Annotated in this window: 13 protein-coding genes; 6 read left to right on the top strand and 7 right to left on the bottom strand. The window is 70.3% G+C overall.

What is annotated here, in order from left to right; all coding sequences use genetic code 11:
- Positions 1-26: 26 nt before the first annotated feature.
- Positions 27-602, bottom strand: coding sequence for a MarR family transcriptional regulator (locus tag AB0J90_RS27485; protein ID WP_363600628.1), 576 nt, complete (start codon positions 600-602; stop codon positions 27-29).
- A 156-nt stretch (positions 603-758) separates the two neighbouring features.
- On the opposite strand from AB0J90_RS27485, the gene AB0J90_RS27480 reads away from it, so the two are divergent.
- Positions 759-1,418, top strand: a complete 660-nt coding sequence (locus AB0J90_RS27480; protein WP_363600626.1) for an NAD(P)H-dependent oxidoreductase — start codon at positions 759-761, stop codon at positions 1,416-1,418.
- Positions 1,419-1,492: 74 nt separating this feature from the next.
- On the opposite strand, the gene AB0J90_RS27475 is transcribed toward AB0J90_RS27480, so the two are convergent.
- Both AB0J90_RS27475 and AB0J90_RS27470 read right to left on the bottom strand, forming a co-directional pair.
- Positions 1,493-1,960, bottom strand: a complete 468-nt coding sequence (locus AB0J90_RS27475; protein WP_363600625.1) for a hypothetical protein — start codon at positions 1,958-1,960, stop codon at positions 1,493-1,495.
- A gap of 189 nt (positions 1,961-2,149) precedes the next feature.
- Entirely contained in the window at positions 2,150-2,512 is a 363-nt protein-coding gene (locus tag AB0J90_RS27470; RefSeq protein ID WP_363600623.1) for a helix-turn-helix domain-containing protein, read from the bottom strand.
- A 64-nt stretch (positions 2,513-2,576) separates the two neighbouring features.
- Between AB0J90_RS27470 and AB0J90_RS27465 the strand changes: the two genes are divergently transcribed.
- Complete coding sequence (locus tag AB0J90_RS27465; RefSeq protein ID WP_363600621.1) at positions 2,577-3,524, top strand: LLM class flavin-dependent oxidoreductase; 948 nt, start codon at positions 2,577-2,579, stop codon at positions 3,522-3,524.
- 17 nt (positions 3,525-3,541) lie between these two features.
- Positions 3,542-4,873, top strand: a complete 1,332-nt coding sequence (locus tag AB0J90_RS27460) for an FAD-binding protein (RefSeq protein WP_363600619.1) — start codon at positions 3,542-3,544, stop codon at positions 4,871-4,873.
- Positions 4,874-4,888: 15 nt separating this feature from the next.
- Here the strand turns inward: AB0J90_RS27460 and AB0J90_RS27455 are convergent, their stop codons facing one another.
- Positions 4,889-6,091 (bottom strand): low temperature requirement protein A, encoded by a 1,203-nt coding sequence (locus tag AB0J90_RS27455; protein ID WP_363600617.1) that lies wholly within the window; start codon positions 6,089-6,091, stop codon positions 4,889-4,891.
- A gap of 152 nt (positions 6,092-6,243) precedes the next feature.
- On the opposite strand from AB0J90_RS27455, the gene AB0J90_RS27450 reads away from it, so the two are divergent.
- The 3 genes from AB0J90_RS27450 to AB0J90_RS27440 all read left to right on the top strand — a co-directional run bounded on the left by AB0J90_RS27450 (position 6,244) and on the right by AB0J90_RS27440 (position 8,686).
- Positions 6,244-6,948 (top strand): TetR family transcriptional regulator, encoded by a 705-nt coding sequence (locus tag AB0J90_RS27450; RefSeq protein WP_363600615.1) that lies wholly within the window; start codon positions 6,244-6,246, stop codon positions 6,946-6,948.
- A gap of 87 nt (positions 6,949-7,035) precedes the next feature.
- A complete protein-coding gene (locus AB0J90_RS27445) occupies positions 7,036-7,623 on the top strand; it encodes a SigE family RNA polymerase sigma factor (RefSeq protein ID WP_363600613.1) in 588 nt (195 codons plus the stop codon).
- Positions 7,553-8,686 (top strand): hypothetical protein, encoded by a 1,134-nt coding sequence (locus AB0J90_RS27440; RefSeq protein WP_363600611.1) that lies wholly within the window; start codon positions 7,553-7,555, stop codon positions 8,684-8,686. Before AB0J90_RS27445 ends, AB0J90_RS27440 begins: the two co-directional genes overlap by 71 nt.
- 95 nt (positions 8,687-8,781) lie before the next feature.
- Here AB0J90_RS27440 and nhaA read toward each other — a convergent pair whose 3' ends face one another.
- The 3 genes from nhaA to AB0J90_RS27425 form a co-directional block, all read right to left on the bottom strand.
- Positions 8,782-10,110 (bottom strand): Na+/H+ antiporter NhaA, encoded by a 1,329-nt coding sequence (gene nhaA / locus AB0J90_RS27435; RefSeq protein ID WP_363600609.1) that lies wholly within the window; start codon positions 10,108-10,110, stop codon positions 8,782-8,784.
- A gap of 203 nt (positions 10,111-10,313) precedes the next feature.
- Complete coding sequence (locus AB0J90_RS27430) at positions 10,314-11,720, bottom strand: glycosyl hydrolase family 18 protein (protein WP_363600607.1); 1,407 nt, start codon at positions 11,718-11,720, stop codon at positions 10,314-10,316.
- A 599-nt stretch (positions 11,721-12,319) separates the two neighbouring features.
- Entirely contained in the window at positions 12,320-12,517 is a 198-nt protein-coding gene (locus AB0J90_RS27425) for a CsbD family protein (RefSeq protein ID WP_363600605.1), read from the bottom strand.
- Positions 12,518-12,650 lie beyond the last annotated feature (133 nt).

The following is a 12,650-nucleotide window of genomic DNA, read 5'->3' as shown; positions in this document are numbered from 1 at the left end:
GTCTTCTTGCGGTGGCCGTTGGTCGGTCAGGAGCGACGCGGGTGCCGGCGCGGGCGCGGGCCACGGTCTTCGCTGACCTCCTCCACGACCTGGCAGGCGTTGTTGACCGGGTCAAGCTGGTCCGCGTGTATCGCCACCTGTTGGAGCAGGCCCTTGAAGTTCTCCTGTTCGCCGCCGAGGACCGAAAGGATGTCCGCCTCGGCCTTGGCGAAGGCGTTCTGCCGGTCCTGCCAGAGGGCCTGCCCGGCTTCGGTGGCGACCACCCTGCGACTGCGTCGGTCGGCCGGGTCGGGCTGGCGGGAGACGAGTCCGGCGGCTTCCAGGTCGTCGATCAGGTACGTGAGTACGGTCCGGTCGATGCCGAGTTGCGCGGCCAGGGCGCCCTGGTTCATGGCGAGGTTCTGGCTCGCCGACGCCACGACCTGGTAACCGCGTGGACCGCCGGGCACGTCGTCGACGATCTCCTCCACGGCCCTCAGGTAGCGCCGCAGGATCACCCCGAGGGTCCAGCCGAAGTCGTCCTTGAGCAGCTCGGCAGCGATCTGCTCGCTGCGGTCGGCCGACCCTGGAGCGCGCTGGGCGGTAGCTGCATCGTGGGGCACGGGCCCAGTGTACCCACGGCGAAGATAATCTGTTAACAAGATGTTCTGACACGCAATAGTGTTGTGATGAAGATGATATAAATCACAGCTTGGCAGATGGGGAGATGTTCTGTGCTTAATTTAATCGTCAACACAGAACATCTACTGGAGGTAGCAGTGAGCTTGTTCCGACTCGACTCGAGCATCCTCGGCGAGCAGTCCACGAGCCGCGCGGTCGCCGACACGGCCGAGAAGGCGTGGAGCCGTACCCACCCGGACGGCCGCATCGTCCGGCGTGACCTGGTCACGTCGCCCATCTCGGCGGACGTCTGGACCGCGGCGGTCTCGGCCGGGTTCGTCCCCGTCGAGCAGCGCAGCGAGGCGCAGGCGCAGGCCAAGGCGTTCGTCACGTCGCTGGTGGACGAGCTGTTCGACGCCGAGGCGTACCTGCTCGCCGTGCCGCTCTACAACTACGGCGTGTCCCAGCACGTGAAGTCCTGGATCGACCTGCTGCTGACCGACCCCCGGATCCAGGGCGTGGCGACGCCGCCCCTGGCCGGACGCCCGGCGGCACTCGTCACCACCCGTGGCGGCGGCTACGGCCCCGGAACTCCGCGCGAGGGCTGGGACCACGCCACGCCCTACTACCGCCGGATCTTCGGCGACCTGCTCGGGCTGGACCTGCACGTGAGCGAGGTCGAGCTGACCCTGGCGGAGTCCAACCCCGCGATGGCCCCGCTGCGGGACCTGGCCAAGCAGCAGCTTGAGGCGGGTCACGCCTCCGCCGGCAAGCACGGCGAGCTGCTCGCCCAGCACGTCCTCGCCCAGGCGCGCTGACGTACGTCCGTCAGGTCATGCCCCCGTGCCCGGTTCGGGTGCGGGGGCATGACGGCTCTCGGTGGGCGCGACCGTCAGCGCAGGCGCCACCTCGACGGTTGCGGCGGCTCGCCGGGCTCGGCGGGGTTCGCCGGGGCCAGGGCGCCGCTGAGCAGCAGCAGGGCGATCGGGATGGCCACCGCGGCGGCGAGTGCGACGGTCTGGGTGACCGCGTCGACCGGCGGGAAGTGGGCGAGGTGGTTGGCGTGGAAGATCAGGTGCGGCACCGAGAACACCAGGTTGGCGCCGAGGGCCGCGCGTACCAGCCGGCGTTCCATGGTCGCGGCCGCGACGCCGAGCAGGAAGACGTACGAGAGGGTGCCCGCGCCGACGTCCCGCATCAGGTGTTCGTTGTACGGCGGCAGCAACGACACCCAAGGATGCCCCGGCCAGGGAAAGTCGTCGTAGAAGGCCCTCGGCAGCAGCAGTTGCGCGGCACCGACCAGGCCCTGGCCCACGGTGAGGAAGATCAGGCCCGCCCGGAGCCACCCGCGCGCGGTCATGGTCGCCGGTCCCGACGGGAGCCGCCGCGGACTGACAGGATCGATTCCAGCACTGGTCCTCCTGGTAGGTCGCACACCCGTCAGGACGGGCGGGACGCCCGGGACGTGACCGGGAAGGCCGGGCCGAGAACCCGACGGGTTTTCGGTGCGGCCGAAAGGGGTGCTGGACGGAGCAGGTGGTCGGGCGGGTTAGGTGGCCAGGCGGCGGAGGCTCCAGTCGATCAAGGGCTGGAGTACCGACATCAGCTCCTCGCCCTCGGGGGACAGGGCGTACCGGATCTGCACCGGGGTGCTCGGGATCACCGTACGCCGGATCAGTCCTTCGAGTTCGAGTTCCTTGAGCCGCTGGGCGAGCAGGCGGTCGGAGATCCCGCCACCGACGCTCGCCCGGTATTCGCCGAATCGGCGGGCGCCCCGCAGCCCGGCGAGCAGGATCGCCCCGGTCCAGCGGCGGCCGACCAGTTCGAGCGAGCCCTGGAAGCTGCGGCAGGCGGCGTCGTCGATGCCTTCGAGGTGGGTCCGGGGCACGAGGTCGATCAGTCCATCAGTCACTTACCAAAGGTAAGTCACTAATCCAGAGTTTGCCAATCCGGGCCGCGCTGCCGAGGCTTGGGTCATGACCGATTACGGACACCCGATCACTTTCGGGCTGAGCCTCGACCCGGCGGTCGACAAGCTCGGCGAAACCCGACAACTTGCAAAGACGGCCGAAGCAGGTGGGCTCGACTACCTTGCGATCCAGGACCACCCGTACCAGCCCGGTTTTCTCGACACCTGGACGCTGATCAGCCACCTGGCCGCCGAGACCGAGCGGATCACGTTCTTCCCCGACGTCGCCGACGTCCAACTGCGCCCACCGACCATGCTGGCGAAGGCCGCCGCGTCGCTGAGCGTGCTCACCCACGGTCGGATCGTCCTCGGTGTCGGCGGTGGTGCCACCGCCGACGGGATCGCCGCGATGGGCGGCGTCCGGCGCGGCGGCGGCGAGACGGTCAGCTACACCGAGGAGTCGTTGCAGATCATGCGCCGAGCCCTGGCCGGCGACACCGTACGGTTGGTCAGCGACCAGCACAGCGTCGAGGGTTACCGGGCCGGGCCGGTGCCACCCGCGCCGGTCCCGCTCTGGCTCGGCAGCCAGAAGCCAAAGATGCTCGCGGTCACCGGCCGCTCCAGCGACGGCTGGATCTCACCGCTGAACATCTACGTCCGGCCGGACCAGGTGCCGTCCAGCCAGCGACTGGTCGACGACGCCGCCCGCCGGGCCGGCCGTGACCCCGCCGAGGTACGCCGGATCTACAACGTGATCGGCGCGATCGGCCCGTACGCGGGCGGCCCCGGCCTGGTCGGCGAGGCCGCGCTGTGGATCGACACCCTTGCCAGCTGGACCGTCGACCTCGGTTTCGACACGTTCGTCTTCTGGCCGGCGACCGCACACCGGCGCCAACTGGAGATCTTCGCCGCCGAGGTCGTCCCCGGCGTGCGCCAGCGGGTCGCCGAACTCCGCCGCGAGCGGGGCGCGGAACCTCGCAGCGAGCAGGGTGCCACGTCCGGCGGCCGGCGATGAGGGCACAGCGATCCGCGGTGGGCGCCCGACGGCCGGCGGCGAGAGCCCGGCTCGGTGCCGCACCGGAGCAACTGCTGGGGAAGATCGTCCGGGTCGACGACCCCCGGTACGAATCGCTCCGATCCACCTACACCGCCCGGTTCCGGCCCGCCGCCGTGCTGCTCCCCGAGAGCACGCCGGAGGTGGTCGCCGCCCTCCGCTTCGCCCGTGACCAGGGGCTGCCGCTGGCCGTACGCAGCGGGGGACACGGGCTCGCCGGCAACTCCTCCAACAACGGCGGCATCGTCGTCGACCTCTCCGCGATGAACCGGGTCGAGGTGCTCGACCGGACCTCGCGGCTCGTCCGGGTCGAGGCCGGTGCCCGCTGGGGTACGGTCGCGCAGACACTCGCGCCGTACGGACTGGCGATCAGCTCCGGCGACCACGGCAACGTCGGCGTGGGTGGGCTGACCACGGGTGGCGGGGTCGGCTGGCTGGTCCGGCACTACGGCCTCACCATCGACCACGTGCGCGCGGTCGAACTGGTGCTGGCGGACGGCACCACCGTACGGGCCGACGCCGCACACGAGCCGGACCTGTTCTGGGCGGTCCGAGGCGCCGGCGCCGGGCTCGGCATCGTGGTGGCGTTCGAGATCGAGGCGATGGAACTCGGCGATATCGGGTACGCGCAGGTCGTCCTCGAGGCCGACGAGCGTGGCGATACGCTCCGGCGCTGGTCGGAGTACCTGGCGGTGGCCCCGCGCGAACTGACCACCGTGGTCACACCGGCGCCGTACGGCACCGGCACGGCCGCGGTGGTCACGGCGGTGGTCGCCAGCTCCGACACCACGCTGGTCCGGTCCGCCGTCGCACCGCTGCTGCGGATCGGCGTACGACTGCTGGACCAGCGGATACAGCTTGCCCCGTACACCGCCCTGGTCTCCGCCGCGCACCTGCATCCGAACATCGGACAGCAGTCGGTGGTGACCACCAACGGGCTGCTGCCCACCCTGACCGCCGACAGCGCGGCGGCGATCATGGCGGTGGCGGCCGGCCTGCCGCGGTCGATGCTGCAACTGCGCTCGGTCGGCGGTGCGGTCAACGACGTACCGCCCGACGCCACCGCGTACGCCCACCGGCACCAGCAGGCACTCTTCGTCGCCAGCGCCTTCCCGGCCCAGCAGGGTGCGCTGCTGGACACGGCGTGGAGTCCGCTCGCCCCGCACGTCGACGGCGCCTACGTGAACTTCGAAAGCCGGCCCGACTCGGCCAGTTTCGCCCGGGCCTACCCGGGCGGTACCGGCGAGCGGGTGCTCGACCTCCGCAACCGGTACGACCCGGAGGGTGTGTTCCGTACCGGTCCGCGCTGACGCCGCCCGTGGCGGTCAGGTGGGCGGGGTGGGGGTTTCCGGAACGGTGCGTCCCCGCGACCGGAACGCGTCCGCGATCGCCACCCCGGCCAGTACGGCCGCGGCGGCGCCGCTGACCACCAGCGGCGGTACGTGCAGCAGCGCCGGCACCAGCAGGGCCAGCACGATCAGTCCGCCGATCCGGGACCAGGACACCCGGGCGAACACCTGGTATTCGAACTGGGACCGGCCGGCGAGGAAGAGCGCGGGGCCGCCGAGGATCGTGTAGAGCCAGACCGGCGTGATGTGCCCGAGCGGGTGGGCGATGGAGAGTTCGTAGCCGACCGCGGTGAGCACGATGCCGGCGATCATGAACAGGTGCGAGAAGGACATCGACCGTCCGAACCGGCCCGGTTGGCGGGCGGTGGTGATCGCCAGCGGCAACTGGTGACCGGCCTGGTGGAAGTAGACCCGCCAGAGCAGCACGGTGGTCAGGAACGCCACCAGGAACGCGGTGGTCCGGTCGAGGGCGAAGCTGGCCCCGCTGAAGGTCAGGCCGATCACCAGGACCGACTCGCCCAGGGTGATCAGCAGGAACTGCTGGTAGCGCTCGGCCAGGTGCTCACCGGCGATCGGGGTTTCGGTGGTGAGTGCCCGGCCCAGCACCGGTAGGGGCCAGCCCGCGATCGCCCCGGCGTAGTCGAGCAGGATGGCGACGGTCCAGAGCACCCCGCGTACGGCGACGTCGTCGACGACCCCGCCGAGCAGCCAGGGCACCGCGCTGAGCCCGAGCCAGACGGAGACCCGGACCCCGACCTTCCACTGCGTCCGGTGCACGAAGAAGAGGAACGCCGTACGGCCGATCTGGACCGTGACGTACGCCGCGGCGAAGACGATCGCCCGTTCGTCGAAGCCCTTCGGCACGGCGACCGCCATCACCATGGCGCCGAACATCGTGCCGACCACCACGAGCTGGATTGCCGGCTGGTCCGGGTCCAGCCGGCTCGTGATGAGCGAGGTGAACGTCCAGATCAGCCAGAGGGCGAGGAAAAGCAGCAGGGTCTGGCTGGCCTCGGACAGCAGGATCCGCCGTTCGGAGCTGAAATCGGTGATCAGCCGCTGCGAGATCCGGGTCAACGCGAAGACGAAGACCAGGTCGAAGAAGAGTTCGAGGAACGTGGCCCGTTGTGAGCTCTCCGCGTTGCGGAACAGGCCGGCCTCTTCACCGGCACCGGTCACGGGACGGCCATGCCGAAGATGTGCACGGCGCCCCCTCACCGATCGGCGATGTCCCAGGTCCCAACGAGCCAGGACCCGTACGGACGCTGGGTCGACCTGTAACGATCCGGCGGGCTCTTAACAAGAGACCGGGGGGCTGCTAACCTCTGCGGATGGCTGACGAGGTGGTCGGGTTCCAGCGGGCACGCCGCCCCGAGCAGGTCAAACTGCGCCGCAACACCATCCTCGACACGGCCGCGGCGATGCTCGCCGAACGACCGGTGGTGGAGATCAGCCTGCGGGAGCTCAGCGACCGGGTGGGCCTGGCGAAGTCGAACGTGCTGCGCTATTTCGACAGCCGCGAGGCGATCTTCCTGGAGGTGCTGGACGCCACCTGGACCACCTGGCTCGACACTGTCGAGACGGAGTTGCGGGTGCCCGTCGAGCCGGAGAACCCGGCGCCGTACCAGCGGGAGATCCGGGTCGCGACCGTGATCGCCGAGTCGCTGTCGAAACAGCCCCTGCTCTGCGAACTGGTCAGCACCATGGCCGGCACCCTGGAGCGCAACATCTCGCTCGGCTTCGCCCGTACGTCCAAACGCCGGGCCTCGGCGAACACCGACCGCCTCGCCGACCTCGTACGCGCCCAGGTCCCCCAGCTGAGCCGCCCGGCCGCCGCCCACTTCGCCGCGACGGCGTTCGTCATCGTCGCCGGCCTCTGGCCGCACGTGGCACCCACCGAAGCCGTCGCCGCCGTCACCGCCGAACTCGGTGCCCCGCCCGCCGAGGTCGCGTTCCCGGACGACCTCCGCGAAGCCCTGGTCAACCAACTCGTCGGACTCTCCGTACGGGCCACCCTCGCGACCGAGCACCCGTAGGACCGTCCCGCCGATTTTCCTTCCCCGGCCGGTGCAACCTGCCGGCGACCCGTCGCCGTCTTTGGGCGACGAAAGGAGCCGGTACGGGTGAGAGAGCAGGACGAGGAGGACTTTCGGCAGTTCGTCGCCACGCGGATGGACTCCCTGCGCGGGGTCGCCTACCTCACGTGCGGTGACTGGCATCGTGCCGAGGACGCGGTCTCGAACGCGCTGACCAAGCTCTACACGCGCTGGGGTCGAGTCAGTTCGCCGCACAGCTACGCGTACCGGATGGTCGTCCGGGCCGCGATCGACGAGGTGCGGCGGCCCTGGCGACGGGAACGTTCCGCCGGCCACACCCTGGTGGAGCAGGCCGAGTCCGACCGCTCCGACGCGGTCGCCGAGCGCCTCCGGATCCAGGCCGCGCTGCGCCGGGTGCCACCGGGCCAGCGCGCGGTGCTGGTGCTGCGCTTCTTCGAGCAGCTCAGCGTCGAGGAGGTGGCCGAGGTGATCGGGCGCAGTCCGGGGACGGTCAAGAGCCAGACCGCGCGGGGTCTGGCGACCCTGCGCTCGGTGCTGTCCGCGCAGGACGCCACATTCATCACAGAGGAAGGAGACGGAAAGAATGACACGCGATCTGCACCAGTTGTTGACCACCGCGCAGTCGGACCAGCCGCCCGCGTCGTACACCGTTGACGACATCGTCGCGGCCGGCCGTCGGCGTCGTAGCCGGCGGAAGTTCGGGCAGTGGACCGGCGGCGCGACCGGCGGCCTCGCGGTCGTCGCGGTAGCCGTGGCCCTCGTCTCCCAGGGGGGCGCCTCGGCGCCCGGCCGTGCGCCCGCGACCACGGTGGACGCCGGTATCGCCGCGGCGGAGACGAAGACCACCGGCCCGACGCCGCTGACGTACTCGTTCGCCGGGTACCGGGTCGGCGACTTCCGGGTCACCGACCCGTCCATGGCCAACCCCGGATACCAGAGCGCCATGATCTTCCAGGACAACGTCTACGTCGGCGACGGGCCGCCGATCGAAGACCACCTCGGTACGCTCACGGTCTACCGTCCGGGGGTCTTCCGGCCGGACCTGTTCCGCGCCGGCACACCGGTCACCGTCAGCGGACGCCCCGGTTTCCAGACGGAACTGCCGCGCAAGATCCGGGTCGGCAGCGGCGACCCGAACAGTCGCGAGGTGATCACCAAGCCCATCTCCGCTCCCGCCCTCGCCTGGCAGTACGGCGACGACGCCTGGGCGGTCATCGAGGCGCACGGCATCGGCCAGCGCAGCCTGCCGGTCACCGCGATCCGGCAACTGGCGGACGCGTTCCGGACCACCGCCCCGGCGCCGGTCCGGATGCCGTACGAGATCACGTACGTGCCGGCGGGCTGGCGCGTGGCGGCGGCGGGCAGCCACAACCTCATCCTGGGCGACGACGCGATCTCCCGGGTGGTGCTGGTCCGCACCGACACCTCGTTCGACGCGCTGACCGCGCCGCTCAACTTCGAGGACGGCACGACGCCGACCGTACAGATCATGGTGGCGAAGTCGGGCGGCGAGGGCCCGTACCCGCACCCGGTGACGCCGGCCTGCCCGCAGGGGCAGTTCTTCTGCGACCTGCCGATCGGTGACAGCGGCTACTACGTCGAGGTGCACGACCAGTCGAGCACCCTGTCCGGTGCCGACATCCGGAAGATCGCCGACGGTTTGGTCTTCGCGACCGTCAGCAAGCCGAACACCTGGCACGACGCCGTAACAGGCTGACCCACCGCCGCCGGTGCCCCCCGCCGGTGGCGACAACGGGCCGGAGCCGCAGGGAGGTTCCCCGGCTCCGGCCCCGGTCGTCAGCGCCGGCCGGGTCAGCGCTGGTCGGACTCGTACGCGTCCGGCACGCCGTCGGCGTCGGTGTCGCGCTCCTCCTCGGCCCGCAGGTCGCGGTAGTGCCGGTTGCGAGCGCGCAACACCACCGTCGCCAGGGCCGCCGACAGCAGCGACCCCAGCAGTACGCCGATCTTCGTGTGGTCGTCCAGCACACTGCCCGCGCCGAAGGCCAGTTCGCCGACGAGCAGCGAGACGGTGAAGCCGACCCCGGCGAGCAGGGCCAGGCCGAACACGTCCCACCAGCTCAGTCCCACGGCGAGCCGGGCGCGGGTGAACCGCTGGGTAAGCCAGGTCGCGCCGAACACGCCGAGTGCCTTCCCGATCACCAGCCCCACGACCACGCCCACGGTCACCGGCTGGCGCAGGCTGGTCGCCAGTCCGCCGGCGCCGGCCACCGAGACCCCGGCGGCGAAGAAGGCGAACACGGGTACGGCGACACCAGCCGACAACGGGCGGAAGCGGTGCTCGAAGTGTTCGGCCAGGCCGGGCCCACTGGCGGCCTTGTCCAGCCGGTGGGGGCGACGTGGCGCGCGGGCCACCGGGACGGTGAAGGCGAGCAGTACCCCGGCGACCGTGGCGTGCACCCCGGACCGGTGGACCAGCACCCAGGTGGCGGCTGCCAGGGGGAGCAGCAGCCACCAGGCGCGTACCCGCCGCTGCACCAGCAGTGCGAACAGGGCCAACGGGACCAGCGCGAGCACGAGTGGCACCGGGTCGAGCGAGCCGGTGTAGAACAGCGCGATGATCAGGATTGCGATCAGGTCGTCGACCACGGCCAGGGTGAGCAGGAACGTACGCATCGCCGCCGGCAGGTGCGTGCTGATCACCCCCAGTACGGCCAGCGCGAACGCGATGTCGGTGGCGGTGGGGATGGCCCAGCCGGTCGGGTCCCCGGTCGTCGTACCGAGGTTGATCGCCAGGTAGATCAGTGCCGGCAGTGCCATCCCGCCGACCGCGGCGGCGACCGGCAGCGCGGCTCGACGAGGATCGCGCAGGTCACCGGCGACGAACTCGCGCTTCAGCTCCAGCCCGGCGACGAAGAAGAAGATGGCGAGCAGTCCGTCGGCGGCCCACTGGGCGACCGTGAGATCCAGGTGCCACCGGGCCGGACCGAGGTGCGTGCCACCGAGGCTGCGGTACGCGTCGCCCCACGGCGAGTTCGCCCAGCCCAGCGCGAGCACCGCCGCGCCGAGCAGGAGCAGCCCACCGACCGTCTCCGTACGCAGGATGTCGCCGATGCGGCGTACCTCGGGCCAACTCCCGCGACCGAACAGCGGTGGGCCGGAGGTTCCGTGCGGCGTTGCCATGTGTCTCCCAGCGGGGTCGGCGAATCGATCGCCGACCAGACTTCCCGGCACACCGCCCCGTACTCTACCGACCGACCCAGGCGGACCGGCCGGCGTCGTCGAACCGGCGGTCGCGGGCAGGCAGCCCGGAACGCGGCGGAGCCCCGGCCGACACGTATCGAGTCGACCGGGGCTCCGCCGAGCGGGGCCTTCCTTCAGTCAGGTCAGGGAAGCTGCCAGATCTGGTTGCTGGTGTTGTAGCAGTCCCAGATCTGCAGCCGGGTGCCGTCGGCGGAGTTCTTGTCCGTGACGTCGAGGCACTTGTTGGACGCCGGGTTGATCAGCGTGCCGTTGCTCTGGCCCCGCCAGACCTGGGCGCCGCTGCCGTTGCAGTCCCAGAGCTGGATCTTGGCGCCGTTGGTGATCGAGGCACTGGTGACATCCATGCACTTGCCCAGGCCGCGGATGGTGCCGTCGGTGCTGACCGTCCAGCGCTGGGCGTTGCTGCCGTTGCAGGCGTAGAGCTGGACGGCGGCGCCGTTGGCGGTGCTGGCCGCCGCGATGTCGACGCACTTGCCGGCCAAACCGGTGATCTGACCGGTACGGCCGGTGGGCGGCGGCGTGGTGCCACCCATCACCGTGTCGTAGATCGCGCTGACCAGCGACGTCGAGGTGTTCGTGTCCTGGGACAGCTCCCAGTTCATCATGCCGCCGGCGTTGGCCAGGGCCCACTGGGTCTTGCGCTTCACCGTCGGGATGCCGTTGTAACACTGCTGGGCACCGTTGGCGGTGGTGCAGTCCCGGTTGGCGTTCGCCGGGTCGAGTGCGACGAGCTGGGTGTACGTGAGGTAACCGGGGCGGCTGTAGAACGGCACGCCGAGCACCGTCTTGCTCGCCGGCAGGCCGCGGTTCTTCCAGCCCTGGGCGTTGCTGATCGACCAGTCGTAGTTCGCGTGCGGCTCGCCACCGTCGTACAACATGATGTTGAGGAAGTCGACGTAGCCGAAGACGGCGGGTTGGATGCCGTTGGCGGTGCCACCACCCGATACGACGGCGGCGGTGAGCAGCTTGCCGCGGCTGTGCATGGCGGTGCTGAGCTGCTGCATGAGCAGGGTGTAGTTGTTGGCCGAGGCGCCCGGGTCGGGGTACTCCCAGTCGATGTCGACGCCGTCGAGGCCGTACTGGTTGACGAAGTTGACCATGTTGTTGACGAACGTCGTACGGGTGCCGGAGTTGGCCGCCAGCGCCTCGAAGGCGGAGTCGTTGCCGTCGTTCCAGCCGCCGACCGCGATCAGCACCTTGACGTTGTTGGCGTGACCGAGCGAGACCAGCTGCTGGAGCTTGCCCGGCTGGTCGACCGCCTGCAGGCTGCCGTTGGAGTTGGGCAGCACGAACGAGTAGTTGATGTGGGTCAGCTTGTTGTACTGGATGTTCGCCACGTTGCCGGCCCACGACGGCATGTAGCCGACGCTCTTGAAACCGTTGGGCAGTACGGCGGCGGAGGCCGGCGAGGCTGGCGCCAGGGCGGTGACCGAGCCGGCGAGCGCGGTCACCAGAGCAAGGGCTCCGGTGAAGAGTCTGGACTTGCGGGTCCGCCCGGTCGGGGTGGAAGCGGGGGATGTGTCGGACATGTTTGACCTTTCGCGGCGTACACGCCATCGGCCCCACGCCAGGCGGGGCGGTGTCTTCGAGCGCTCGGCCGACCAGGGCCCGGGGCCGGGTCGAGGCGGGGGTTTGGGGGTACTGCGTGGTGCTTCGCCTCAGGTGGCTGAAAGCTTAGGAAACTTAACTATTAAAAGTCAATGGATGTGAATTCGTCACTCGGTGAACCCGCGGCCGGCACCGATCGTGGTCGAGGGCAGGGCGCGGCCCGGGGCGCAGGGCCGGGCGCACAGGCGGGGCACCGGGCGGGCTCGGCCGGCGCCCCGCGATAGCCACGGCGTGGGCGAGCCTGCGGGGTGACTCCGGGGAGCCGGTGGATTCACGGCGGCCGGTGGATTCACGGCGCCGCGGAAAGCGCATCATGCCCGGCGCTCGGCGCGTCGATCAGCGTGTGGAGGTTCGGCGTCCTGTGCGGGTGGCGATCGGTGGCCACGGCGGTGGCGGATGCCGGTGGGTGTCCTCCGGGTGCCTCGGGCAGAGCTCGCCTCATTCGAACCGATCGGGAGACAGACAGCCGGGAGGGGTGCTCCGAATCGGAGCACCCCTCCCGGCAATTCAGGTACGGGCGTCAGGGACGACGCAGCGCGTCCTTGGTGTCGTGGGCGGCGTCCTTCACGTGGTCGCCGGCCAGCTTGATCTGCGCTTCGGTCCGCTGCTCGGCGCCCGCGGCCTCGAGACGCTCGCAGTCGGCGGCGTCGCCGACCTTCTCCTTCACGGTGCCGGTGATTTCCTCGGCCTTGTGCTTGATCTTATCGCCAATGCTCACTGTGTCCTCCAGTTCGCTTTGAACGGCTCGTGTCGATTCCGCTGCCGGCATTAGTGCCCCGTAGCGTGAGCGGCGAAACCGCCCGGGCATTCGGAATCCCGAAGGACCGGATTCGGCACCTTCGAAGAAAGGG

It is taken from the genome of Micromonospora sp. NPDC049523, assembly GCF_040676775.1.
Taxonomy (GTDB): Bacteria; Actinomycetota; Actinomycetes; order Mycobacteriales; family Micromonosporaceae; genus Micromonospora_G.
This window is presented reverse-complemented; position numbering and strand designations above follow the sequence as displayed.